The sequence below is a fragment of the Yimella lutea genome, from assembly GCF_006715095.1.
Taxonomy (GTDB): Bacteria; Actinomycetota; Actinomycetes; order Actinomycetales; family Dermatophilaceae; genus Yimella; species Yimella lutea.
The window spans coordinates 2,397,734-2,421,050 of the sequence record NZ_VFMO01000001.1; the positions used below are offsets into that span (position 1 = coordinate 2,397,734).

At 67.3% G+C, this 23,317-nt stretch carries 25 protein-coding genes; 8 read left to right on the top strand and 17 right to left on the bottom strand.

The window, feature by feature from the left end; translation table 11 throughout:
- Positions 1-54: 54 nt before the first annotated feature.
- From FB459_RS11645 to fabG, 3 genes are read right to left on the bottom strand one after another with little or no spacing between them, the layout of a single operon-like run.
- Positions 55-2,229, bottom strand: coding sequence for a tetratricopeptide repeat protein (locus tag FB459_RS11645; protein ID WP_141928621.1), 2,175 nt, complete (start codon positions 2,227-2,229; stop codon positions 55-57).
- Between the two features lie 48 nt (positions 2,230-2,277).
- A complete protein-coding gene (gene fabI, locus FB459_RS11650; protein ID WP_141928622.1) occupies positions 2,278-3,039 on the bottom strand; it encodes an enoyl-ACP reductase FabI in 762 nt (253 codons plus the stop codon).
- A 44-nt stretch (positions 3,040-3,083) separates the two neighbouring features.
- Complete coding sequence (gene fabG / locus FB459_RS11655; protein ID WP_141928623.1) at positions 3,084-3,809, bottom strand: 3-oxoacyl-ACP reductase FabG; 726 nt, start codon at positions 3,807-3,809, stop codon at positions 3,084-3,086.
- 114 nt (positions 3,810-3,923) lie between these two features.
- Between fabG and FB459_RS11660 the strand changes: the two genes are divergently transcribed.
- Together FB459_RS11660 and FB459_RS11665 are read left to right on the top strand one after the other, a co-directional pair.
- On the top strand, positions 3,924-4,232 hold the full coding sequence (locus tag FB459_RS11660; RefSeq protein ID WP_141928624.1) for a DUF3099 domain-containing protein: 309 nt from the start codon (positions 3,924-3,926) through the stop codon (positions 4,230-4,232).
- Positions 4,229-4,432: a hypothetical protein gene (locus FB459_RS11665; protein ID WP_141928625.1), complete on the top strand. Its 204-nt coding sequence runs from the start codon at positions 4,229-4,231 to the stop codon at positions 4,430-4,432. Before FB459_RS11660 ends, FB459_RS11665 begins: the two co-directional genes overlap by 4 nt.
- Before the next feature lie 13 nt (positions 4,433-4,445).
- On the opposite strand, the gene moaA is transcribed toward FB459_RS11665, so the two are convergent.
- The gene (gene moaA / locus FB459_RS11670) at positions 4,446-5,447 is read right to left on the bottom strand and encodes a GTP 3',8-cyclase MoaA (protein ID WP_141928626.1); all 1,002 of its coding nucleotides are present in this window, start codon (positions 5,445-5,447) and stop codon (positions 4,446-4,448) included.
- 110 nt (positions 5,448-5,557) lie between these two features.
- Between moaA and FB459_RS11675 the strand changes: the two genes are divergently transcribed.
- Complete coding sequence (locus tag FB459_RS11675; protein ID WP_141928627.1) at positions 5,558-6,355, top strand: SURF1 family cytochrome oxidase biogenesis protein; 798 nt, start codon at positions 5,558-5,560, stop codon at positions 6,353-6,355.
- Positions 6,356-6,384: 29 nt separating this feature from the next.
- On the opposite strand, the gene FB459_RS11680 is transcribed toward FB459_RS11675, so the two are convergent.
- Both FB459_RS11680 and abc-f read right to left on the bottom strand, forming a co-directional pair.
- Positions 6,385-8,238 (bottom strand): ABC transporter ATP-binding protein, encoded by a 1,854-nt coding sequence (locus FB459_RS11680; RefSeq protein WP_141929518.1) that lies wholly within the window; start codon positions 8,236-8,238, stop codon positions 6,385-6,387.
- Positions 8,239-8,320: 82 nt separating this feature from the next.
- The gene (gene abc-f / locus FB459_RS11685; protein WP_141928628.1) at positions 8,321-9,919 is read right to left on the bottom strand and encodes a ribosomal protection-like ABC-F family protein; all 1,599 of its coding nucleotides are present in this window, start codon (positions 9,917-9,919) and stop codon (positions 8,321-8,323) included.
- 155 nt (positions 9,920-10,074) lie between these two features.
- Here abc-f and ypfJ point away from each other — a divergent pair, with 155 nt between their 5' ends.
- Positions 10,075-11,007, top strand: a complete 933-nt coding sequence (ypfJ, locus tag FB459_RS11690; RefSeq protein ID WP_141928629.1) for a KPN_02809 family neutral zinc metallopeptidase — start codon at positions 10,075-10,077, stop codon at positions 11,005-11,007.
- Between the two features lie 81 nt (positions 11,008-11,088).
- Here the strand turns inward: ypfJ and FB459_RS11695 are convergent, their stop codons facing one another.
- The 11 genes from FB459_RS11695 to FB459_RS11745 form a co-directional block, all read right to left on the bottom strand.
- Complete coding sequence (locus FB459_RS11695) at positions 11,089-11,994, bottom strand: intradiol ring-cleavage dioxygenase (RefSeq protein ID WP_141928630.1); 906 nt, start codon at positions 11,992-11,994, stop codon at positions 11,089-11,091.
- A 207-nt stretch (positions 11,995-12,201) separates the two neighbouring features.
- The gene (locus FB459_RS11700) at positions 12,202-12,987 is read right to left on the bottom strand and encodes a YidC/Oxa1 family membrane protein insertase (protein ID WP_170221893.1); all 786 of its coding nucleotides are present in this window, start codon (positions 12,985-12,987) and stop codon (positions 12,202-12,204) included.
- Positions 12,988-13,049: 62 nt separating this feature from the next.
- A complete protein-coding gene (locus FB459_RS11705) occupies positions 13,050-13,337 on the bottom strand; it encodes a hypothetical protein (protein WP_141928632.1) in 288 nt (95 codons plus the stop codon).
- 10 nt (positions 13,338-13,347) lie between these two features.
- Complete coding sequence (locus FB459_RS11710; RefSeq protein WP_141928633.1) at positions 13,348-13,674, bottom strand: metal-sulfur cluster assembly factor; 327 nt, start codon at positions 13,672-13,674, stop codon at positions 13,348-13,350.
- Positions 13,671-14,156 carry a Fe-S cluster assembly sulfur transfer protein SufU gene (gene sufU, locus FB459_RS11715; RefSeq protein WP_141928634.1) on the bottom strand — a complete coding sequence of 162 codons (486 nt, stop codon included), beginning with the start codon at positions 14,154-14,156 and terminating at the stop codon, positions 13,671-13,673. Before sufU ends, FB459_RS11710 begins: the two co-directional genes overlap by 4 nt.
- On the bottom strand, positions 14,156-15,466 hold the full coding sequence (locus FB459_RS11720) for an aminotransferase class V-fold PLP-dependent enzyme (protein WP_141928635.1): 1,311 nt from the start codon (positions 15,464-15,466) through the stop codon (positions 14,156-14,158). The genes sufU and FB459_RS11720 overlap by 1 nt, the downstream gene beginning before the upstream one ends.
- Before the next feature lie 5 nt (positions 15,467-15,471).
- On the bottom strand, positions 15,472-16,230 hold the full coding sequence (gene sufC, locus FB459_RS11725; protein ID WP_141928636.1) for a Fe-S cluster assembly ATPase SufC: 759 nt from the start codon (positions 16,228-16,230) through the stop codon (positions 15,472-15,474).
- Positions 16,231-16,267: 37 nt separating this feature from the next.
- Positions 16,268-16,585 carry a non-heme iron oxygenase ferredoxin subunit gene (locus FB459_RS11730; RefSeq protein WP_141928637.1) on the bottom strand — a complete coding sequence of 106 codons (318 nt, stop codon included), beginning with the start codon at positions 16,583-16,585 and terminating at the stop codon, positions 16,268-16,270.
- Positions 16,582-17,766: a Fe-S cluster assembly protein SufD gene (sufD, locus tag FB459_RS11735; protein ID WP_141928638.1), complete on the bottom strand. Its 1,185-nt coding sequence runs from the start codon at positions 17,764-17,766 to the stop codon at positions 16,582-16,584. Before sufD ends, FB459_RS11730 begins: the two co-directional genes overlap by 4 nt.
- Positions 17,767-17,814: 48 nt before the next feature.
- Entirely contained in the window at positions 17,815-19,233 is a 1,419-nt protein-coding gene (sufB, locus tag FB459_RS11740) for a Fe-S cluster assembly protein SufB (RefSeq protein ID WP_141928639.1), read from the bottom strand.
- Positions 19,230-19,955: a helix-turn-helix transcriptional regulator gene (locus FB459_RS11745; protein WP_141928640.1), complete on the bottom strand. Its 726-nt coding sequence runs from the start codon at positions 19,953-19,955 to the stop codon at positions 19,230-19,232. Before FB459_RS11745 ends, sufB begins: the two co-directional genes overlap by 4 nt.
- Positions 19,956-20,206: 251 nt before the next feature.
- Here FB459_RS11745 and FB459_RS11750 point away from each other — a divergent pair, with 251 nt between their 5' ends.
- The 4 genes from FB459_RS11750 to FB459_RS11765 all read left to right on the top strand — a co-directional run bounded on the left by FB459_RS11750 (position 20,207) and on the right by FB459_RS11765 (position 23,316).
- The gene (locus FB459_RS11750; RefSeq protein WP_342771350.1) at positions 20,207-20,932 is read left to right on the top strand and encodes an ABC transporter ATP-binding protein; all 726 of its coding nucleotides are present in this window, start codon (positions 20,207-20,209) and stop codon (positions 20,930-20,932) included.
- On the top strand, positions 20,929-21,672 hold the full coding sequence (locus FB459_RS11755) for an ABC transporter permease (protein WP_141928641.1): 744 nt from the start codon (positions 20,929-20,931) through the stop codon (positions 21,670-21,672). Before FB459_RS11750 ends, FB459_RS11755 begins: the two co-directional genes overlap by 4 nt.
- 30 nt (positions 21,673-21,702) lie before the next feature.
- Positions 21,703-22,677 (top strand): COX15/CtaA family protein, encoded by a 975-nt coding sequence (locus FB459_RS11760; protein ID WP_141928642.1) that lies wholly within the window; start codon positions 21,703-21,705, stop codon positions 22,675-22,677.
- Positions 22,678-22,827: 150 nt separating this feature from the next.
- Positions 22,828-23,316, top strand: a complete 489-nt coding sequence (locus FB459_RS11765; RefSeq protein ID WP_141928643.1) for a hypothetical protein — start codon at positions 22,828-22,830, stop codon at positions 23,314-23,316.
- Position 23,317: the final 1 nt, after the last annotated feature.

Here is a 23,317-nt window from a genome sequence, read left to right on the forward strand (position 1 = left end):
GTGCGAACCCTAGTGGGTTCGCACGCGACCAGTAGGTTCGCGGAGACCCGGGGGTCAGGAGATGTCGCCGGTGAAGCGGGTCAGCGAACGCCGGTAGCGGTCCACGTCCACGTCGGTGGAGTGCTGCAGCAGCATCAGCAGCACATCGTGCAGTGCTGCCGCGTCCAGACCGCGGTCGTGCATGGTGATCGCACGGAACGCGGCGATCGCCTCGTTGTCCGGCCATGCCGCGGCGAGCTCGTCGAGGATCTCCTGGGACTCCTCCAGCTTGCGCAGGTGACGCAGCGTGGACGCCTTCTGGATCAGTGCCCGCCGGCGGAAGGGCTCGCGAAGGCCCCCGTCCAGGGCGCGGTCGTAGGCCTCGAGCGCGGGCTCCTCCTCGCCGGCGCTGTCGAACGTGCCGGCGTGCTCGTAGAGCACCCGCGCGTCGCCCGGGTAGTCGTCCCGCAGCCGGGTGCCGACGACTATCCGCTCCTGCGGGTCCTCGATCTCCCACAGTGCAGTGATGCGCGCCTCCGCCTCGTGCTCACCGCGCGCCCGAATCACCTTGTGCCGCACCGCTTCTGGCGCGTCTTCGGTGGCCCCCTGCTGCAGCAGCCAGTCGTGCAACTCGGCCCGGTCGGCGTGCGTCATCAGCGCCAACACATCACCGCCGTGCGCGTCGTCCAACAGCGCCTGCAGGCCGTCCATCTCGGTCGGTGAGCTCGAGACCGGCGTGACCCCGACGCGGTTGAGTCCTTCGGTCAGCTTCGCCTCGAGGTCGTCCATCGAACGCTCGCGCAGGTACTTCTCCTTGTGCGCGATGTGGACGCGGTCTGCTTCCAGGCCAGCCATCTCGCCCAGGTTGCGCAGGATCTCGTCGGTGCGGTCACCGCCCGTGCCGAGGCCCAGCAGCAACGACGAACCCGACTCGCACAGACCGCGGCCAACACGCAGCAGGGCCTCGAGGCCGCCTTCGTTGTGCGCCATGTCGAGGATGACCGTGACGTCGCCGTCGTCGGTCGGCAACGAGTAGATGTTCATCCGGCCGGCGTTGTGAGCGGCGTCCGGCACGAAGGTGCGCAGTCCCTCGACAACTGATTCCCTGGGGAGTCCCGCCGCCAGGCCCGCGGCTGCCCCGGCGAGAGCGTTCGCGAGGTTGTGCTCGGACAGCCCGCACAAGGTCATCGGCACGTCGAGCACATCGATCAAGGGCTCCGGGCCGTGCCCCGGTTCGAGGACGACGATGTGTCCGTCGTCGACGGTGAGTCCTCGTCCGTCGCTGTCGCGCGACTCCCGCAACGACGGCGATTCGGGGTCGAGCGAGAAGCACCACACCGGTGCGCTCGCCCGGTTGCGCATCGCCCACACGCGCGGGTCGTCGCCGTTGAGCACCACCCAACCGGACGGCTTGGTGACGCGGGTGATGATCGCCTTCACCTCGGCGAGCTGGTCGACGGTGTCGATACCGTTCTGCCCCAGGTGATCTGCGCTGACGTTCGTAACGACGCTGACGTCGTTGTATGCGGTGCCGAGGCCCTTCAACAGCATCCCGCCGCGCGCGGTCTCGAGGACTGCGAAGTCGACGTCGTCGCGCAGGGCAGCCCTGGCGCCGGCTGGCCCGGAGTAGTCGCCGTGTTCGATCTGCTCGCCCTGCACCAGGACCCCGTCGGTGGAACTCCATCCGGTCGTGCGGCCGGCGGTCATCGCCAGGTGCGCGATGAGACGGGTTGTCGTGGTCTTTCCGTTGGTGCCGGTGATCGCGACGATCGGCACTTTCGGACGCAGCGGCTTGAGCCGGGCGCCCTGGTCGCCACCCCGGACAAGTGCTGCCGCCTGCGACAGCGTCGTGGTGACGTCAGCGCCGTCGAGCAGATCGGGCAATGCCCCGCCGAGGGCGTCGGCCAACAGTTGAGCCCTTCCACGGTGGCGCAAGGCGAACGCGACGACCAGGCAGTCGTCCCCCGTCTGGCGCACTCTCAGACCGAGGCGTGCGATACCCGCTTCGCGGGCTATCGACCGGACGATGCGCTCCACCAGGGACGCGACGTACTGGCGTCGTTCGACACTGCCAGGTTCGCCCGCCGACCGGCGGCGGATCGACAGCGCAGCACCCAACTGCTGCAATGATTCCCGCTCGGCGAGGTGATAGCCGGGCAGTTCGATCGAGATCTTTCCTGCCGGGCGGGGGAAGTACAGATTCGGCCCTTCCAGGACCCGCACCTCGGTGATCTCGACCGGTGAATTCATGCCGACCAGCCTAGGGCTCCGACCGTCGATCGTTGTCGTCGCGGGGGCTCACTGTCCCATCGCGTGCACGCCGCCGTCGACGTGGACGATCTCACCCGTGGTCGCTGGGAACCAGTCCGACATCAGCGCGACGCAGGCCTTCGCGGCCGGCTCGGGGTCGCGGACGTCCCAGCCGAGCGGTGCTCGCTCGTTCCAGGTGTTCTCGAAGGTCTCGAACCCCGGGATCGACTTGGCCGCGGTGGTGCGAATCGGACCCGCCGACACCAGGTTGCAGCGGATGTTCTTCGGGCCGAGGTCGCGGGCCAGGTACCGGTTGGTCGACTCGAACGCAGCCTTCGCCACGCCCATCCAGTCGTACACCGGCCAGGCGAACTTGGCGTCGAAGGTCAATCCGACCACCGAGCCGCCGTCGGTCATCATCGGCGCGGTCGCAGCGGCCAGAGCCTTCAGCGAGTACGCCGACACGTGGACGGCTGTGGCGACGTCGTCCCATTCCCCCTCCATGAAGTTGAAGGCGCCGGGGGGTGCGAAACCGATCGAGTGCAGGACCGCGTCCAGCCCGTCGAGGTGTTCGCCGAGACGCTCGGTGAGCGAGTCGAGATGCTCCTTGTCGGTCACGTCGAGTTCGATCACCTGGGGCGTGGTGGGCAGGCGCTTGGCGATCGTCTGAGTGATCTTCATCGTGCGCCCGAAGCTGGTGAGTACCACCGTCGCGCCTTCCTGCTGCGCCAGCTTGGCGACATGGAATGCGATCGAAGAGTCCATCAGGACACCGGTGATCAGCAGCTTCTTACCCTCGAGGATGCCCATTCTCGTTCTCTCTGTTGGTGATTCGTGTGTGGTGACGGCTGGGGTCAGTGACCCATGCCAAGGCCACCGTCGACCGGGATGACCGCACCGCTGATGTAACCGGCTTCGGGTGAAGCGATGAATCGCACGACCTCGGCGACCTCGTCCGGCTGGGCGAAGCGACCGGCGGGGACCGCGGCGAGGTACTGCTGCTGCTGCGCCTCGGGCAGGGACCGGGTCATGTCGGTGTCGATGAACCCAGGAGCGACGACATTGGCGGTGATGTTGCGCTTGCCGAGTTCGCGGGTGATCGATCGGGCCAGTCCGACGAGACCGGCCTTGCTGGACGCGTAGTTCGCCTGGCCCGGCGCTCCGTACAGGCCGACCACGCTGGAGATGAAGATCAACCGGCCGCGCTTGAGCTTGAGCATGCCCTTGCTCGCGCGCCGTGCGCATCGGAAGGCACCGGCGAGGTTCGTGTCGAGCACCTGGTCGAACTCCTCGTCGGTCATCCGCATCAGCAAGGTGTCCTTGGTGATGCCGGCGTTGGCGACCACGATCTCGACCGGACCACCGAGCTTCTCCTCGGCCTCGCCGAACGCGGCGTCGACGCTTGCACTGTCGGTGACATCGGCCGCGATCGCAATCGCGCCCTCGGGCCCGGAACCGTCCCGCGAGGTGATCGCGACGTTGTCGTCGGCATCGAGGAAGGCCTGCGCGATGGCCGCGCCGATGCCGCGGTTTCCACCGGTCACCAGGACATTGCGCGGGCTGGTCGTGGGCTCAGTCATTGACTCTCCTTGAATAGGGTGGGTCGACCGTATCCACTACTTTTCGGTAAGCCCGAAACGAACCGTCCACGGCGGCCGCGAGCACCGGGCCGGCACAGGCGTACGGTGGGGTTCATGGCTCGGCGCACGCTTCCCCACGACGAGGTCCCCTCGGCGACCAATCTGCCCAAGCCCGTCAAGGACGACCGCGACACCCGTATCCGCAATTACCTGATCTCGATGAGCCTGCGCACGGTCTGTTTCGTGCTCGCGGTCGTGCTGTGGGGCCCGTTGCGGTGGGCGTCCGTGATCTGCATGGTGGGCGCGGTGCTGCTCCCCTACTTCGCGGTCGTGCTGGCCAACGCGACGAACAAGCGACGCATCGACGTGCTGGGTTCGGTGCGTCCGTCCGACCCGATCTTGCACCTGGACAAACCCAAGTGAGCGGGCAGCCCCTGCGCTGCAGCGCGAAGGGCTGTCCGGCGGACGCGGTGTGGGGCATCCGGTGGCGCAACCCGAAAATCCACGACGCAACCCGTCGCAAGGTCTGGCTTGCCTGTGGTGAGCATCGGGTGACGCTGACCGAGTTCCTCGCCCTACGTACGTTCCCGATGGACGTCGTCCCGGTGGCCGACCTCGACTGAGCAGCAGCCGTTCTCAGCCGCCGATGGCGGACATCGGGCGATCCGGCTGCTGGAAGTTGGGCGTGCCGATGCCGTGGCCGGGGGCCTTGCCCCACATGTTCAACCGGATCAGGTCGGCCAACTCCTCGTCCGAGGCGCCCGCGCGCATCGGACCGCGCAGGTCGTTCTCATCACGGGCGAACAAACAGTTGCGCACCTGTCCGTCGGCGGTGAGCCGGACGCGGTCACACGCGCCGCAGAACGGCGCGGTCACACTGGCGATGACACCGACGGTGGCGGGTCCGCCGTTGACGTAAAAGCGTTCGGCGGGAGCAGATCCGCGCTGCTCCACCGGGCTCAGCCGGAATCGCGCGCCGAGGGCGTCCAGCAGGTCCTGGCGGCTCATCATCGTGGAGCGGTCCCAGGAGTGCTGTGCATCCAGCGGCATCTGCTCGATGAACCGCAACTCATACCCGCGGTCGAGGCACCAGGCGAGCAGATCGGACGGGTCCTCGCCCGGCATCGCGACGGCGTTCACCTTGACCGGTGTCAGTCCGGCATCGGCGGCAGCCTTCAGACCCCGCTCGACGTCGGCGAAGCGGTCACGCCGGGTGAGCTCGATGAACCGCTGCGAGGAGACGGTGTCCAGCGACACGTTGATCCGGTCCAGCCCGGCATCGGCCAGCGGTTGCGCCAAGCGATCGAGACCGATCCCGTTGGTGGTCAATGCCATTCGCGGACGGTTGGGCAATTCGCCCACTCGTCGCACGACATCGATCAGCGAACGGCGCAGCAGCGGTTCGCCGCCGGTGAACCGCACCTGGTCGATGCCGAGGGCCACGAACAATCGGATCAACCGGACCATCTCGTCGTCGTCCAGCATCTCCGGTTTCGCCATCCACGGCAGTCCCTCGGCCGGCATGCAATAGGTGCATCGAAGATTGCACCGATCGGTCACCGAGACCCGCAGATCCGAGGCGACACGACCGAACGTGTCGACGAGCGGGCCGGCGGTGGGAACAGACATGCTCTCCATGCTAAGCCGCCGAGCGGGTTGCGTCATGGGACGTTCGTCCCGTAGAAGGTCGCCCCGCCTGAACCACGGGCGAAAATCAGCGCCGGTCAGGGGGCGAGTACGGTGACGGGGTGCTTCGCCAGTTGATGACCCGCCGCTGGCTGGGTTGGTTGGCCGCGGCACTCGTTGTCGCCCTGGCCTGCACTCTGCTCGGGCGCTGGCAGTTCGGCCGGTACGAGGATCGGATCGCCACCGAGCGACACCTCGAGGCCAACTACAACGGCGAACCGGTCGACATCCGGCAGGCCCACCCCGATCCTGCGGTCGCCCCGACGGCCGATCAGCAATGGCGTCAGGTGCGGATGACCGGTGACTACCTCGACCCGGATCGCGTGCTGGTGCGCAACCGTCCGCTGAACAAGAACTACGGGTTCGAGGTACTGGTGCCGTTCCGCACGACGCGCGGTGAGGTCGTCTTCGTCGACCGCGGCTGGGTACCCAACGGTCGTACCGCAGCGGGCCCCGACTCCGTTCCGGCGACGCCGACGGGGCGGGTCGAGGTGATCGGGTGGTTGCGATCCGGCGAGCCGAATCTCGAGCGTGCCGGCGTTCAGGGTCAGGCCGCGTCCATCAACATCGCGCAGTTGCGTCAGTTGACCGGTCAGGCCGGCGCCGCCGACGGCTACGTCCTGATGCGTTCCGAATCCGGCCCCGGGGTCACCCAGGCTCGCCCGCAAGCGCTGCCGAAGCCCGATCCGGGCGGCTCGGCGTGGATCAATTTTTCCTACGCCTTCCAGTGGTGGCTGGCGGCCGCCGGTGTCATCGCCTTCGTGCTGCTGCGCGCCCGCCGGGAGCATCTCGATGCAACCGGACGGGCTGAACCTCCGAAACCGACCAAGCAGCGGATCTGGGACGAGGAAGACGACTGATCCACCAACCTGCAGTCGGCGGTCTGCGCTCAGGCCTGGTCGACCCGAGCGGTGTCGTCGGAGAACTGCGTGCGATACAGGTCGGCGTACAGGCCACCGGCGGCGAGCAGTTCCTGGTGCTTGCCGCGCTGCACCACTCGACCGCTGTCGATCACCAGGATCTGGTCGGCATTGCGTACCGTCGACAGGCGGTGAGCGATGACGACCGCGGTGCGTCCGGCGAGGGCGTTGTCGAGGGCTCGCTGCACGAGCACCTCGCTCTCGCTGTCGAGGTGCGCGGTCGCCTCGTCCAGGATCACGACGGACGGCGCCTTGAGCAGCAGCCGGGCGATCGCCAGGCGTTGCTTCTCCCCACCTGACAACCGGTGGCCGCGGTCACCGACCACCGTCTCCAGACCGTGCGGCAACCGCTCGATCAGCCCCCACACGTTCGCGGCGCGCAGGGCGTCCTGGAGTTGTGCGTCGGTCGCGTCGGGCTTGGCGTACAGCAGGTTGCCGCGGATCGAGTCGTGGAACATGTGCGCTTCCTGGGTGACCACGCCCACGCGGTCGCGCAGCGACTCGAAGCTGACATCGCGCAGGTCCTCGCCGCCGACGCGGACGGTGCCGCTGGTCGGGTCGTACAGGCGAGCGACCAGGCCGGTGATCGTCGTCTTGCCGGCGCCGGAAGGACCGACGAGCGCGACGACTTCTCCGGCCTTGGCGTACAGTGAAATGTCTTGCAGCACAGCCGAACCGCCGCCCTTGTCGGCACTTCGCATCTCCAGCGACTCCAGCGACACCTTGTCGGACGTCGGGTAGGCGAAGGTCACGTCCTGCAGTTCGACCTCGAGCGCGCCGGACGGCAGTTCTCGGGGGTTCTCGGCTTCTTCGACCAGGGGCTTCAGGTCGAGGATCTCGAAGACCCGCTCGAAGGAGACCAGCGCCGTCATCACGTCGACGCGGACGTTCGACAATGCGGTGAGCGGTGTATACAGGCGGCCGAGCAGCGCGGCCAGAGCGAGCAAGGTGCCGATCGTGAGGGCACCCTCGACGGCCATGACGCCACCGATGCCGTAAACCATCGCGGTGGCCAACGACGCCAGCAAGGTGAGGCCGATGAGCAGGATGGCGCGCTGGACGGCGATGCTCACGCCGATGTCGCGCACCTTCGCCGCGCGTTCCGCGTACTCCTCGTCCTCCGTGGCCGGGCGGCCGAACAGCTTGACCAGCAATGCGCCGGCGACGTTGAAGCGCTCGGTCATCCGAGCACCGAGATCGGCGTTCTCGACCATCTGCGAGCGGGTGAGTCCCGCCAACCGGCGACCCATGATGCGGGTCGGGATGAGGAAGAAGGGCACGAGCACAAGGGCACCGAGCGTGAGCTGCCAGGACAGCAGCGCCATCGCGATGATGATGACGACGAGACTGACGGCGTTCGAGACCACATTCGACATCACGGACGTGAACGCCTGCTGGGCGCCGATGACGTCGGAGTTGAGTCGGGTGACCAGCGCACCGGTCTGGGCGCGGGTGAAGAACGCGATCGGCTGACGCAGCACGTGCCCGAACACCTCACGGCGCAGGTCGTAGATCAGTCCCTCGCCGAGCCCGGCCGACAACCAGCGTTGGACGATCCCGAGCGCGGCGTCCAGGACCGCCACCACGGCGGCCGCGACCGCCAGCCAGACGATCAGCTCCTTGTCCTGCGGCACCACGCCCTTGTCGATGATCTCCTTGAGGATCAACGGCGTTGCGATCACCAGCAAGGCGTCGAGCACCACAAGGACGAGGAACACCGCGATCCGTCGCTTGTACGGAGTCGCGTACGACAGCACCCGCTTCGTGGTGCCCTTCTTGAGCTTGTTGCCCTTCACCGACGAGTCCTTCGTCAGCGACTGCATGACCTGCCAGTTTCCGGTCACCGGGAGCCTCTCTCGATCGCCACTTGCGCCAACCCGATCGGTCGGCGTTCTATGCCCGGGGTCAGGCGAGAGTGACCAGGTCGAGGTAGTCCGGACCCCAGTGGTCCTCCACCCCGTCCGGCAACAGCAGGACCCGCTCGGGTTGCAGCGCGTCCACGGCTCCCTCGTCGTGCGTCACCAGGACGACGGCGCCCTCGTAGCCGTTCAGCGCACCGAGGATCTCCGCTCGGGATGCCGGATCGAGGTTGTTGGTCGGTTCGTCGAGCAGCAGCACGTTCGCCGCGGAGACGACCAGCATCGCCAGCGACAGACGCGTCTTCTCCCCGCCGGACAGCACTCCGGCCGGTTTGTCGACGTCGTCGCCGCTGAACAGGAACGAACCCAACACCTTGCGCACCTCGGTCTCGCCGAGGTCCGGCGCTGCCGACTTCATGTTGGCCAGCACACTGCGCTCGACGTCGAGGTTCTCGTGCTCCTGCGCGTAGTAACCGAGCTTGAGTCCGTGGCCCGGCTGCACCTCACCGGTGTCGGGCGTGTCCACACCGGCCAGCAGACGCAGCAAGGTCGTCTTGCCGGCACCGTTCAGACCGAGGACGACGACCTTGCTCCCCCGGTCGATCGCCAGGTCGACATCGGTGAAGATCTCCAGGGATCCGTACGACCTCGACAGTCCTTCGGCCCGCAGCGGCGTCCTGCCACAGGCGGCCGGGGTCGGGAAGCGCAGCTTGGCGACCTTGTCGTGCTGACGCTCGCCCTCGACACTGGCCAACAGCCGTTCGGCGCGTCGTGCCATGTTCTGCGCAGCGGTCGCCTTCGTGGCCTTTGCGCGCATCTTGTCAGCCTGGGTCAGCAACGCAGCCGCCTTCTTCTGCGCGTTCTGCAGCTCGCGCTTGCGGCGCTTCTCGTCGGTCTCGCGCTGCTGCAGATAGGGCTTCCAGCCGACGTTGTAGATGTCGAGCTCGGCCCGGTTGGCGTCCAGATGGAAGACGCGGGTGACGACGGTGTCGAGCATCTCCACGTCGTGGCTGATGATGATCAGACCGCCCCGGTAGGCCTTCAGGTAATCGCGCAGCCAGATGATCGAGTCGGCGTCCAAGTGGTTGGTCGGCTCGTCGAGCAGCAGGGTCTGCGCACCGCTGAACAGGATGCGGGAGAGTTCCACGCGGCGACGCTGACCTCCCGAGAGCGTCTTCAACGGCTGGCCCAGTACCCGCTCCGGCAGGCTGAGGCTGGAGGCGATGGACGCCGCTTCGGACTCGGCGGCGTACCCGCCCTGCGCGGTGAACTCGGCGTCCAGCCGGGAGTAACGACGCATCGCCTTCTCGCGCAACTCCTCGTCCTCGTCCGCCATACCTGCCTCGGCCTTGCGCAGGTCGCGGATGATCGAATCGAGTCCACGCGCCGAAAGGATGCGGTCCCGGGCCAGGATCTCCAGGTCGCCGGTGCGCGGGTCCTGCGGCAGGTAGCCCACCTCGCCGGAACTCGTGACCGTGCCGGCGGCCGGAATGCCTTGTCCGGCAAGGACTTTGGTGAGCGTCGTCTTGCCGGCACCGTTGCGTCCGACCAGGCCCACCCGGTCTCCGGGAGCGACGCGGAAGGTGGCGTTCTCCACCAAGAGTCGGGAGCCGGCGCGCAGCTCGATGCCTTGAGCGGTGATCATCTTCAGAAGTCCTTCGGACAGATCGCGGGTGCACTGCGGATCGACCGCGGCAACTGGGTGGCGCGCATGCGACGAGTGGCGCGCGCGACTGGATAGTCTACGCAGGCAGTAGAGCGGCGACCTGACCAGGGCGCCGACGGACACGGAGGTCCCAAGTGACGTTCAACGACAATGCCCAGCTCGACACCTCACAGGTGGAGGGTGGCGGCGGTATGGCGCCCGGTGGCATCGCCGTCGGCGGTGTCGGCGGTCTCATCCTGACGGTCATCATGGTCCTGCTGAACGGCCTCGGTGGAGGCGGCGGTGGAGGCGGCGGTGGAGGTGCCGGCGGGGGCGCCAACCCGTGGGACTTGGGCACCCAGAATGTCGCCGGCAGCAACAGCTCGGTCGACCAGTCGATCTCCCAGTGCAAGACCGGCGCAGACGCCAACCGCGACGACACCTGCCGCGTGATCGGCACGGTCAACAGTGTCCAGGACTTCTGGACCAACTACCTGCCCGAGTACGGCAAGCAGTACGAGCCCGCGAAGACCGTCCTGTACAGCGGCTCCACCCAGACCGCGTGCGGTACCGGTAGCTCGGCGATGGGCCCGTTCTACTGCCCGCTGGACCAGAAGGTCTACATCGACGTCTCCTTCTTCCAGGAGCTGTCGAGCAAGTACGGCGCCGACGGCGGCAACCTCGCGCAGATGTACGTCGTCGCGCACGAGTACGGCCACCACGTGCAGAACCTGCTTGGCATCCTCGGCCGCTCGCAGCAGGACCCGCAGGGTCCGAACTCCGCCGCGGTTCGCACCGAACTGCAGGCCGACTGCTACGGCGGGCTCTGGGTGCACCACGCGGCCAACACCAAGGACGCGAACGGCAACACGCTGCTGCAGAAGCCGACCGAGCAGGACATCGAGTCCGCGCTGTCAGCTGCCGCAGCTGTCGGTGACGACCGGATCCAGGAGAAGTCCCAGGGGCGTGTGACCCCGGAGAACTGGACCCACGGCTCCGCAGCCGCTCGCCAGAAGTGGTTCATGGTCGGGTACGAAACCGGCGACATCCGCCAGTGCGACACGTTCGCGCCGGCCACTGTGGAGTAGTCCTAGCACCACCCAACAACGAGTGGGTCCAGCCACCATCGCGTCCTCAGACCAACGAGGGTCCGGGGTTGCAGACCTGGATCACCGACCCGTACCGCCACCGGAAGGGGCGGTGCGCGTGTCGACCGGAACCGTCAGTGCGACCTGGTAGCCGACACTCGGACTGCCTGTGGCCGTGGCGATCTGTGACTTGCCGCCGTCGTCCCCGAACACGTTGTCGCTGTCCAGGCTCAGCTGGGCCAGGTTGGTGACCGACCGTTCGTACCCCGAGGTGGCGTACACCGCATCGCAGACGTTCTTCGGCAACGCGACCTGGGAGGTGGCGATGACCTTCGACGAGTCGGTGATGGCGTCCTGGTCTGGGTACACCTCGAAGTGGATGTGCGGCCAGCGCCCCGAGTAGCAGGCGGGAAAGATCGAGGTGAAGGTGACCTTGCCGTCGGCGTCGGCGATCTGCACGCCGCGCAGGTAGTTCTCGTTCTCGACCCCGGAGCTGTACATCGAGTAGTTGCCGTCTCGGTCGCAGTGCCATGCGTAGACGGCGGCGTTCTTGAACGCGGCGCCGGAGTCGGCCATGTCGAGCACGGTGAGCTCCAGAGTCATCGGCACGCCCTGCGCGGTGCCCCTGGCCGAACCGATGCTGCTGCGGATGTCCCGGCGCACGACGCCGGACTCCTGCAGGATGTCCGGTCCGTTGGAGCCGTCACCGGGGTACGGCCCGGCGGTCTCGTCCGGGATCTCGGACAGACTCGCGGACGACGTGGCGGCGCTGCCCGAGGAGTCGGTTGCATTGCTCGTCGACGCACCGGTTGAGTCACCGCCCGAACCGCAGGCTGCCAGTACCGCAGTGCCCGCACCGAAGCCGAACACCTTGAGCGCGCGACGGCGGCTGAGCGTGGTCAGGTCGAACTGCAAGCCCTGATCCACGACCTCCTCGTCCTGCTTCGGCAGCACGCGGCCCTCGTAGGTGCGCAGTCGGTCGGTCATGGTCTTCTCCCTCGTTGACATGACCGTCAGTCGACACCTGCTTGCCGGCGTCGTCCTGTCGGGTCACTGTGCACTGTCTGTGAGCGCCCGGTCGGTCACGTGCCGCTTATCACCGGGCCCGAGAGGTCTGCCGAAAGGGCACCGACGGGTCATCTTCGGACTGACCGGCTCGTGCTCCGTCCGGACCGGCTCCGGTCCACGAGTGCTTTACGCGTTGTCGGGAATCATCGGTGACGTCAGCGGCGCGTCCTGGCCGTACTTGCGCACCAGGACGGCCTGCTGGCCGAGCGTCCACAGGTTGGAGAACATCCAGTACAGGACCAGGCCCGCCGGAACGAAGAAGGCACCGAAGACCACGCCCACCAGGGACAACCAGGGCATCACCTTCAGCACGCCGGCCATCGGGTCACCTTCGGCCGGGGTGCTGAAGTTGAAACATCGTTGGGTGGCCCAGGTTGCCCCGCCGGCGACCAGCGCGATCAGCAGGATCACTACGAACTGAGTGCCGCTCACCGCGTTGAGCCGTGAGTCGAGACCGACGCCGAACAGCGATACGGCCATCGCTGATCCGACCGCCTGGTTGCTCAAGGCGCCGACCCGCTTGCCGTCGGTCACCTTCATGATCAGGTGGTACAGGGAGAGGAAGACCGGCATCTGCAGCAGCACCGGCAGGCAGCCTGCGGCCGACATGCCGTGCTCGACCTGGATGGCCTTGCGCTCCTGCATCATCGCCTTGATGCTCTCCTGGTCCCGCTTGCCGGCGTACTTCGCCTGCAACTCGCGCATGGCGGGTGCGGCCTTCGCCGCGGCCCGGGCGTGTTTGGCCCCGGAGATGGCAAGCGGGAGCAGGACCAGACGGACTGCACAGGTGAGCAGCGCGATCGCCACGACCCAGTCGGCAGCGCCGGATAGACCGATGGTGGTGGCCAACGCGTGGGCGCCGGCCAGGAGTGTGCCCAGCAGGGCGGTCAGGGGCGAGAAGAAGTCAGGCATGGCAAGGTGCTCCGTTTCCCCCACACGGGGATTCGTTCGGGTCGAGTCTGAGTTGTGCGGGCTCAGACCAGCCCGGGAGCGCGTGGCTGGATCGGGTGCCGCAGCACGATCTGTGCCACCGAGCATCGTGTCGGGGCGGTGAGCACGGATGCCGGAGCGTGCAGACCTGCGGTCGCGCGCGGGCCGTACGAGCGTTGACCAACAGCGACCGCGACGACGCCGACGAGCACCGCCAGCACGGCAGGCAGCACGCCACCGTCGGGTAGCCCGGCCAGACAGACCGCCGCGACAACGACAACGACCGGCCAGCCGACCACCCACAGGGTGCCAGCTCGCCGGTCGTCACTCATGCGGTCCAGGCTAGACGTTGAAGCCGAGGGCGCGAAGCTGCTCGCGCCCGTCGTCGGTGATCTTGTCCGGGCCCCAAGGCGGCATCCAGACCCAGTTGATCCGGGTCGAGGAGACGAGCCCCTCAAGCGCCTGGTGGGTCTGGTCCTCGATGACGTCGGTCAGCGGGCAGGCCGCCGAGGTCAACGTCATGTCAATGACGGTGTTGTTGTCGCCGTCGACGGTGATGCCGTAGACGAGGCCGAGGTCGACGACATTGATGCCGAGCTCGGGGTCGACGACGTCGCGCATCGCCTCTTCCACGTCCGCCACGTTGGGCGGGGTCTGTACGTCGGTCATGAGTTGCCTCCCTGAGATCGGGCCTGCGAAGAAGTACTTGAGATGTCGGCGCCGGCTCGTGCCAGCGCGTCGGTGTAGGCGGTCCACCCCAGCAGCGCACACTTCACCCGGGCCGGGTACTTGGAGACACCGGCAAGGGCGACGCCGTCACCGATCATCTCCTCATCCCCCGGGTCCTGGCCACGGCTGGTGAGCATGGAACGCATCGCCTCGAAGGTTTCCAGGCTCTCGGTCACACTGTGGCCGATCACCTCCTCGGCCAGGATCGAGGTCGAGGCGACAGAGATCGAGCAACCGATCGAGTCGTAGGAAACATCGGCGACCTTGGCGTCCGAACCCTCACCCTCGAGGTGAACTCGAAGGGTGACCTCGTCGCCGCACGAGGTATTGACGTGGTGTGTCTCGGCGTCAAACGGCTCGCGCAGGCCCGCGTGCTGCGGGTGCTTGGAGTGGTCGAGGATCAACTGCTGGTACAGGTCCATCAGGAGGCCTCCGCCTTCGCATCGGGCGCCTGTGCGATCTCGGCATCGAGACCGAACACTGCCGGCACGCGATCGAGAGCGTTCAGGAACGCGTCCACCTCGTCCAGCGTGGTGTACACCCCGAAGCTGACCCGCGTCGAGGCCGAAACCTTGAACGCCCGGTGCAACGGCCACGCGCAGTGGTGCCCGGTACGGACGGCAACTCCGGAGTCGTCCAGGATCTGGCCGACGTCGTGCGGGTGCACGCCGTCGACGACGAACGCGACCGCACCGGCTCGCGAGGCGGCGTCGAGCGGACCCAGCACCCGGACCCACGGACGCTTCGCCAGACCGTCGAGTGTGGCCTGGACGAGTTCACGATCGTGGGCGGCGGCGACGTCCATGCCGATGTCGCACAGGTAGTCGCAGGCGACGCCGAGACCGACGGCCTGAGCGGCCATCGGGACACCGGCCTCGAACCGCTGCGGCGGGGCCGCGTAGGTCGAGTGGTCCATGTAGACGGTCTCGATCATCGAGCCACCGGTGATGAACGGCGGCATGGCTTCGAGCAGTTCTGCCCGTCCCCATAGCACACCGATGCCCATCGGGCCGAGCATCTTGTGGCCGCTGAAAGCCAGGAAGTCGACACCGAGAGCGGTCACGTTGACCGGGATGTGCGGCACCGACTGGCACGCGTCCAGCACGACCAGGGCACCGACGGCGTGTGCCCGGTCGGCGATCTCGCGCACCGGATTGATCGTGCCCAGCACGTTGGACACGTGCGTGAAGGCGACGACCTTGGTGCGTTCGGTGAGCAGCTCGTCCAGGTTCGACAGGTCGAGAAGGCCGTCCGGCGTCATCCCGATCCAGCGCAGGGTCGCGCCGGTCCGACGGCACAGCTCCTGCCAGGGGACGAGGTTGGCGTGGTGCTCCATCTCGGTGACGAGCACCTCGTCACCCGGACCGATCTCGAAGCGTTCGCTGCCCTCGATCCGCGGATGCGGCGAGGTGGCGAACGCGTTGGTCACCAGGTTGATCGACTCGGTCGCGTTCTTGGTGAACACGATCTCGTCGACCGAACTACCGATGAACGCGGCGATCTTGGCCCGCGCCTGCTCGTAGGCGTCCGTGGCCTCTTCGGCCAGCTGATGTGCACCGCGGTGGACGGCGGAGTTCTGCTGCTCGTAGTAGCTGCGCTCCGCGTCCAGCACGGTGAGCGGCTTCTGCGACGTCGCACCGGAGTCGAGGTAGACCAGTGGCTGGTCACCTCGCACGGTACGGCGCAGCAGCGGGAAGTCCTCCCGCAGCCGCTTCACGTCGAAAGAACTCATCCGGCTCAGGCCTTGGCGGTCAGGTAACGGTCGTAGCCCTCGGCCTCGAGGCGCTCGGCCAGCTCCGGGCCACCCTCCTCGGCGACCTTGCCGTCGACGAAGACGTGCACGAAGTCGGGCTTGATGTAATTGAGGATGCGCGTGTAGTGGGTGATCAGCAGCACGCCCACCTCCGAGGTTTCCTTGGCGCGGTTGACGCCCTCGGAGACGATGCGCAGCGCGTCTACGTCGAGGCCGGAGTCGGTCTCGTCGAGCACGGCGATCTTCGGCTGCAGCAATTCCATCTGCAGGATCTCGTGACGCTTCTTCTCACCACCGGAGAAGCCCTCGTTGACGTTGCGCTCGGCGAACGCGGGGTCCATGCGCAGGTTCTCCATGGCGCTCTTGACGTCCTTGACCCAGGTGCGCAGCTTCGGCGCCTCGCCGTCGATGGCGGTCTTGGCGGTACGCAGGAAGTTCGAGACGGTCACGCCCGGAACCTCGACCGGGTACTGCATCGCCAGGAAGATGCCGGCGCGAGCGCGCTCGTCGACCTCCATGTCGAGGACGTTCTCGCCGTCCAGCAGCACCTCACCGGAGGTGATCGTGTACTTCGGGTGCCCGGCGATCGAGTACGCCAGGGTCGACTTGCCGGAGCCGTTCGGGCCCATGATCGCGTGGGTCTCACCCGACCTGATGGTCAGGTTCACGCCCTTGAGGATCTCCTTCTCGCCGTGCTCGGTGTCGACCGAGACATGCAGATCCTTGATCTCGAGAGTCGTCATATCAGTGTTCTCTTTCCTTGAAGCAGGTTCGAAAAGTTCAGTTGTTCAGGGCGACGTTGACGTCGGAGCCGTCGATCTTCACGAAGTGGACGACGACCGGGACGGTGGCCGGCAGGCCTGTCGGCGCCCCGGTGTTGAGGTCGAAACGGGAGCCGTGCAGCCAGCACTCGATGGTGCAGCCCTCGACCTCACCCTCGGCCAACGAGACGTTCGCGTGGGTGCAGGTGTCGTCGATCGCGTGCACCTCGCCGAGGCTGTCGCGCACGATGGCGACCCGACGACCGTCGAAATCGGCGACCACTGCGCCGACCTCGGGCAGGTCGTCCAGGGTGCAGACCTTGACGTACTCGCTCACTGCTCGGTCGCCGCCAGTTCGTCCTCGATGGCTTCCATCAGGCCGTCGACTACCTCGGGAACACCGATCTTGGCGACGATGTCGGCGAAGAAGCCGCGCACGACCAGGCGACGGGCCTCGGCCTCGGGAATGCCGCGAGCCTGCAGGTAGAACAACTGCTCGTCGTCGAAGCGGCCGGTCGAGGACGCGTGCCCCGCCCCCTCGATGTCGCCGGTCTCGATCTCAAGGTTGGGCACCGAGTCGGCGCGCGCCCCGTCGGTGAGCACCAGGTTGCGGTTGAGCTCGTAGGTCTCGATCCCCTCGGCCTCGGCGCGGATCAACACGTCGCCCACCCAGACGGTGCGGGCGGTGTCGCCCTGCAGCGCACCCTTGTAGGTGACCAGCGACCGGCAGCGCGGCGCGTTGTGGTCGACGAAGGAGCGGTGCTCCAGGTGCTGACCGGCGTCGGCGAAGTAGACACCGAGCAGCGTCGCGTCGCCGCCGGGGCCGGCGTACTTCACGTTGCTGTTCAGCCGCACGACGTTGCCTCCCAGCGTCACGACGATGTGACGGTAGGTGGCGTCGCGTCCGACCATCGCGTCGTGCTGACCGAGGTGATTGGCGTCGTCGTCCCACTGCTGCAGCGAGACGACCGTGAGGTTGGCGCCGTCACCGACGACGACCTCGAGGTTGCCGGTGTGGTCGGCCGACCCGGTGTGCTCCAGAATCACCAGGGCCTTCGAGTGCCGTCCGGCCTCGATGACGTAGTGCGCGTTGGAACGACGTCCGGCACCCTCACCGTGCACGCGGACGCGCAGCGGCTCGGCGTACTCGGTGTCGTTGTCCAGCTTCAGGTGCAGCGCCTGCTCGGTGTTGGCCGAGGCAACCACTGCCGCCCGATCGGCCGGCGTGAGCACGGTGCCGCGCGGGGCCTCACCGATGTCCAGCGTGTCGGCCACGACCGCCTGCGCCCCGCTGACGTCGACGGTGACCGCACCGTCGTCGCCCGCGGCGTCGCTGAACAGGTTGGTCAGCGTGTCGATCGGGGTGAAGCGCCACTCCTCCTCGCGGCCGTGCGGCACGGGGAAGTCGGCCGACTCGAACGAGGTCTTGCGCTCGGCGCGCGACTGGTCGGGCACGAAGGCCGCGGACGAGTCGGTGTGCCCCTGGGCCTGGTTGCGCTCTGGCGTGATGAGCGTCATGAAAGTTGAATCTCCTTGTCGTTGATGGATTTGCGGGTGCGTCGGGGGTTATCCGACGGCACCTTCCATCTGCAGCTCGATCAGGCGGTTGAGTTCGAGCGCGTACTCCATCGGCAGCTCACGGGCGATCGGCTCGACGAAGCCACGCACGATCATCGCCATGGCCTCCTCCTCCGACAGACCGCGCGAGCGCAGGTAGAACAGCTGGTCCTCGCTCACCTTGGACACGGTGGCCTCGTGACCCATCTGCACGTCGTCCTCGCGGACGTCGACGTACGGGTAGGTGTCGCTGCGGCTGATCTGGTCGACCAGCAGCGCGTCGCACACGACGCTGGACTTGGAGTGCTCGGCACCCTCCAGCACCTGGACCAGGCCGCGGTAGGAGGTGCGTCCGCCACCACGGGCGACAGACTTGGAGACGATCGTCGACGACGTGTGCGGAGCCGCGTGCACCATCTTGGCGCCGGCGTCCTGGTGCTGACCCTCGCCCGCGAACGCGATCGACAGGGTCTCGCCCTTGGAGTGCTCACCGAGCAGGAAGACGGCCGGGTACTTCATGGTGACCTTGGAGCCGATGTTGCCGTCGATCCACTCCATCGTCGCGCCCTCGTCGCAGGTGGCGCGCTTGGTGACCAGGTTGTACACGTTGTTCGACCAGTTCTGGATGGTCGTGTACCGGACGCGGGCGTTCTTCTTCACGATGATCTCGACGACGGCGGAGTGCAGCGAGTCCGACTTGTAGATCGGCGCGGTGCAGCCCTCGACGTAGTGGACGTAGGAGTCCTCGTCGGCGATGATCAGCGTCCGCTCGAACTGGCCCATGTTCTCGGTGTTGATGCGGAAGTAGGCCTGCAGCGGGATGTCGACGTGGACGCCCTTGGGCACGTAGATGAACGAGCCACCCGACCACACGGCCGTGTTCAGCGCCGCGAACTTGTTGTCGCCGCTGGGGATGACCGAACCGAAGTACTCCTTGAAGAGTTCCTCGTGCTCGCGCAGGCCGGTGTCGGTGTCGACGAAGATGACACCCTTCTCCTCCAGGTCTTCGCGGATCTGGTGGTAGACGACCTCGGACTCGTACTGGGCGGCGACGCCGGCGACCAGGCGCTGCTTCTCCGCCTCGGGGATGCCGAGTCGGTCGTAGGTGTTCTTGATGTCCTCGGGCAGGTCCTCCCAGCTGGTGGCCTGCTTCTCGGTGGACTTCACGAAGTACTTGATGTTCTGGAAGTCGATGCCGGTGAGATCGGAGCCCCACTGCGGCATGGGCTTCTTGTAGAACAGGCTGAGCGCCTTGAGGCGCCGCTCCTTCATCCAGGCCGGCTCGCTCTTGCGGTCGGAGATGTCGTGGACGACCTCGTCGTTCAGGCCGCGGCGAGCGCTGGCGCCCGCGGTGTCACTGTCGGCCCAGCCGTACTCGTAACGGCCGATGTCCTTCAGTCCCGGGTTGAGCTCTTCGATGGTGCTCATCGCGGATCCCTTCTCTTCTGTGGCGAATTGGCAAGTTGGTTGGCGGGGATGAACGTCGTGCAGACGTGGTCGCCGTATGCGAGCGACGCAAGCCTTTGGACGTGTGCTCCGAGCAGGTCGGAGAAGACTTCGGTCTCGGCTTCGCAGAACTGCGGGAACTCGGCGGCCACATGTTGCACCGGGCAGTGCCCTTGACACAGTTGAACGCCTGCGAGTGGCGTTCCCTTCCCGACCGGCCGGGACGATGCGGCGTAGCCCTCGATACGCAACGCTTCGGCGAGTGCCGCGGCGCGCGCCTGCGGGTCGTCGCCCGCCGCCTCGACGGCGGGGCGGATCTGCTCGGCGAGCTTCAGGGCTCGCGCACGCGCGAAGGCACCCACGGCCTCCTCGCCCTGGTTGTCACGCAGGAAGCGCAGCACCGAGGTGGCGAGTTCGTCGTAGTCGCCGCGCAGGCTCTGGTGGCCCCGTTCGGTCAGCACATACGCGCGGGCCGGACGTCCCCGCTTACGGGCGCCGGCCAGCGCGTGATCGGATTCTTCGACCGCGCCTTCCTCGGCGAGCACGTCGAGGTGACGTCGGACGCCGGCAGTGGTCAGACCGAGAATCTCGGCGACTTGCGCAGCGGTGATCGGACCGCGCTCGCTGACCAGCGTGAGCACGCGGCGACGCGTGCCGGACTCGGCACGGTCGGCTGCGGGCACAGCACGGTCAGCAATAAACACAACACCAGTATGTCCTTATTCGAAAAGCCTTGGAAACTCAGGTAGACCTAACCCGCTCACGTGCCTCCGGCGAGGCCTCGGCGATCAGGCGGACATGCTGTCGATCCCGTCCGACAACCACGTCCGCAGCCGCCGGCTCGCGCGTTCCCGTCCGGCGTCCCCGGCAATCGAGCGGCGCGTGCTCGGACTCCCAGACGTCGGCCTGAGCTGACGACGGCTGTCATCGCCGTCCGGAAAGCAACCTAGACTGGGTGACCGTGAAGTCTCCGGCGGTCGCGTTCGATCAGGTGACGCACCGATACGGCACCAACACCGCTCTCGATGCGCTCACCTTCACAGCCGACGCCGGACGGGTGACCTGCGTCCTCGGGCCAAACGGAGCCGGTAAGACCACCGCGATGGAACTCGCCGAGGGCCTCAAGCAGCCGCAGACCGGCTCGGTCCGCGTGCTCGGCCACTCCCCCTGGCGCGCCGACGATCGGCACCGCAGCCGGGTCGGTGTCATGTTGCAGGATGGCGGGCTTCCGGGTGCAGTCGGCGCACGACGCTTCCTGCAGCACGTGGCGACTCTCGTCGACGGACGTGTTCGCCTCGACGAACTCGCGAATCGGCTTGATCTGCAAGCTTTCTGGGACACCTCGATGCGCCGGCTGTCCGGCGGCCAACGGCAGCGCGTCGCCCTGACCGCCGCGCTGCTCGGCACTCCCGAGGTGGCTTTCCTCGACGAACCGACGGCCGGCCTCGACCCGCATGCACGCCTGGACGTGTGGGACCTCATCCGTGACGAACGCGACCGGGGCTGCGCGGTCGTGGTGACCACGCACTCGTTCGAGGAGGCCGAACGCCTGGCGGACGACATCGTCGTGATCGCTCACGGGCAGGTCCGCGCAGCGGGCACGCTCGCGGAGGTGGCCGGCACCACCGGCCTGGAGGCGCGCTACTTCGAACTGACCCGCCGTACCGAGGCGACCCGATGAGTTCCACAACCGCTGCCCGCGTCCGGGCCCAGGCGGGGTACGAGACCCGCACCCTGCTCTCCAACGGCGAGCAGCTGCTCGTCTCCCTGGTGCTCCCCGCGCTGGCACTGCTTGCGCTGGTCCTCACCGACGTCCCCGACCTCGGAGCCGGCCGGCGGATCGACCTGATCGTCCCGGGCGTACTGGCCCTCGCCGTCGTGTCGACCGGGTTCACCGGGCAGGCCATCGCCACTGGTTTCGACCGCCGCTACGGGGTGCTGCGCTTCCTCGGCACCACTCCCCTGGGTCGCTCAGGACTGTTGTGGGGCAAAGCAATCGGAGTCCTCGCGGTCGTCGGCATTCAAACCGTCGCGCTCGGTGGACTCGGCCTCGCACTCGGCTGGCGTCCCTCGGTCGGGGGCCTGCCGGTGGCGCTGTTCTTCCTCGTGATCGGCACCTGGACCTGGGTCGCCCTCGCTCTCCTGCTCGCCGGGTCGCTGCGCGCCGAAGCAGTCCTCGCGGTCGCCAACCTGATCTGGGTACTGGTCGCAGGACTCGGGGGCCTGCTGCTCCCGTCCGACCGGCTGCCCGGAGTGCTCGGCTCCGTCGTCGCGTGGTTGCCGTCGGGCGCTCTCGGCGACGGTCTGCGTCATGCCCTGACCGGTCACGTCGGCGACGCACTCCTGCCCCTCCTCGTCCTGGCCTCATGGGGAGCCCTGGCTTCCGTGCTCGCCCTGGGCACCTTCGACTGGAGCGACTGAAGCAACGAATGACGACGAATGGCACCTGACATGACGAGCACCCGGACCGACCACGACCTGCGCACCTGCGAGGCGGCGGGTTCAGCCGGACGCGGGTTCCTCCTGCCCACACTCTCCTCGCGTCCCCTTCCCCGCTGGCTGACGACGCTGTTCTGGTTGAACCTCGCCTGCCAGATCGGCATCGTGGTGACGGGTGGACTGGTCCGCCTCACCGGCAGCGGTCTCGGATGTCCCGAATGGCCGCAGTGCGTGGAGGGGTCGATCACGCCCACGCGCCACCAGGAACAGTCGTGGCACAAGTACGTCGAGTTCGGCAACCGCACACTGACCGGCCTGCTGAGCATCGTGGCTCTCGCCCTGCTGATCGGGATCATCAAGGGCGCACCGCAGCGCAAGGGGCTGCGACTGCCGACCGCGATGGTGCTGTTCGGTATCGCACTGCAGGCGATCGTCGGCGGCATCACGGTGTTGACCGGCCTCAACCCGGCGATCGTCGCCGCGCATTTCATGATCTCGATGCTGCTGGTCGCAGCCTCCGCCTGGCTGGTGTGGCGCGGCCGGGAAGGTGACGCGCCCGCGCGACTCATCGTCCGGCCGGGCATCTGGCGCCTTGCTCAAGGCGTCGCCGTGTTCACCGCGGTCGTGCTCCTTCTCGGCACCCTGGTCACCGGCTCGGGTCCGCACTCCGGGGACGCCGACGAACCCGTCCGTCTCGGACTCGACCCGCGCACGATCTCCTGGTTGCACGCCGATGCCGTCATGCTCTTCGTCGGACTCGTGATCGGCGTGCTGGTCGCCGTCCGCCTCACTGCACCCGGCACCAACGCCCCGCGCGCCTGGACCGCACTGCTGATCGTGACCCTGCTGCAGGGACTGATCGGATACGTGCAGTACTTCACCGACCTGCCCTGGGTGCTCGTGCTGCTGCACATGCTCGGTGCGTCGCTGCTCGTGGCGAGCGTGACCTGGGCGCTGCTGTCGCTTCGGGTCCGCGAGGACGTGTAGCCGCTCGCCGGACGCATCGTCACGATTCGGCGTACGCAGCAGACAGAGCGCCGCCGGCGGGCCATGCTGTGATTCATCACACACCAGGGGGAATCATGAGCGCTCGTCTCGTCCGGAATCGCACTCACCTACCCGACCGGGACGGTCTCGGTGGCGGCTCAGGACGACCCGAACAACTGCTCCACCACGTCGAACGGCACGTTCACGGCGGACCCCGCGTTCGGCCGCGTGCTGACTGATTCGGCGAAGCAGGCCAGATGGGTGCCTCCGCCGCGGGACGGGGGGTGTTCGCGTGGGACGGGACGAGTCGGAAGCGACCGTGACCTCATCCCGGGTGACCCGATCGGATTCACCGTCTGCGACGCGAGCAACGCCATGCGCCCACCCTCTGCAGCGCTGCGCACCGAGGTCATTCGTGTCCTGGGGGCCCTACCGACGACCACAGCACAAGGTTGGAGTTCATGCGGCCGGGCGCCGAAACCCCAGCAGAACCGATCGTTGGTCTTCGACTACGCCTCCGGTCCTGCTGTGTCGATCGACGTCTTCGTCGGATGTACGCCGGAGTTGATGGGTGCAGGTCGGCAGGCGAAGAGCGCTGCGCCGATCGTGGCGCTGCTGCGGGAGAACGGCTACCTGTGAG

Coding starts and splice junctions, on each gene's coding strand:
- FB459_RS11645 (WP_141928621.1), bottom strand. CDS start 2,229: ATGAATTCACCGGTCGAGATCACCGAGGTGCGGGTCCTGGAAGGGCCG.
- fabI (WP_141928622.1), bottom strand. CDS start 3,039: ATGGGCATCCTCGAGGGTAAGAAGCTGCTGATCACCGGTGTCCTGATG.
- fabG (WP_141928623.1), bottom strand. CDS start 3,809: ATGACTGAGCCCACGACCAGCCCGCGCAATGTCCTGGTGACCGGTGGA.
- FB459_RS11660 (WP_141928624.1), top strand. CDS start 3,924: ATGGCTCGGCGCACGCTTCCCCACGACGAGGTCCCCTCGGCGACCAAT.
- moaA (WP_141928626.1), bottom strand. CDS start 5,447: ATGGAGAGCATGTCTGTTCCCACCGCCGGCCCGCTCGTCGACACGTTC.
- FB459_RS11680 (WP_141929518.1), bottom strand. CDS start 8,238: ATGCAGTCGCTGACGAAGGACTCGTCGGTGAAGGGCAACAAGCTCAAG.
- abc-f (WP_141928628.1), bottom strand. CDS start 9,919: ATGATCACCGCTCAAGGCATCGAGCTGCGCGCCGGCTCCCGACTCTTG.
- FB459_RS11695 (WP_141928630.1), bottom strand. CDS start 11,994: ATGACCGACCGACTGCGCACCTACGAGGGCCGCGTGCTGCCGAAGCAG.
- FB459_RS11700 (WP_170221893.1), bottom strand. CDS start 12,987: ATGCCTGACTTCTTCTCGCCCCTGACCGCCCTGCTGGGCACACTCCTG.
- FB459_RS11705 (WP_141928632.1), bottom strand. CDS start 13,337: ATGAGTGACGACCGGCGAGCTGGCACCCTGTGGGTGGTCGGCTGGCCG.
- FB459_RS11710 (WP_141928633.1), bottom strand. CDS start 13,674: ATGACCGACGTACAGACCCCGCCCAACGTGGCGGACGTGGAAGAGGCG.
- sufU (WP_141928634.1), bottom strand. CDS start 14,156: ATGGACCTGTACCAGCAGTTGATCCTCGACCACTCCAAGCACCCGCAG.
- FB459_RS11720 (WP_141928635.1), bottom strand. CDS start 15,466: ATGAGTTCTTTCGACGTGAAGCGGCTGCGGGAGGACTTCCCGCTGCTG.
- sufC (WP_141928636.1), bottom strand. CDS start 16,230: ATGACGACTCTCGAGATCAAGGATCTGCATGTCTCGGTCGACACCGAG.
- sufD (WP_141928638.1), bottom strand. CDS start 17,766: ATGACGCTCATCACGCCAGAGCGCAACCAGGCCCAGGGGCACACCGAC.
- sufB (WP_141928639.1), bottom strand. CDS start 19,233: ATGAGCACCATCGAAGAGCTCAACCCGGGACTGAAGGACATCGGCCGT.
- FB459_RS11755 (WP_141928641.1), top strand. CDS start 20,929: ATGAGTTCCACAACCGCTGCCCGCGTCCGGGCCCAGGCGGGGTACGAG.
- FB459_RS11760 (WP_141928642.1), top strand. CDS start 21,703: ATGACGAGCACCCGGACCGACCACGACCTGCGCACCTGCGAGGCGGCG.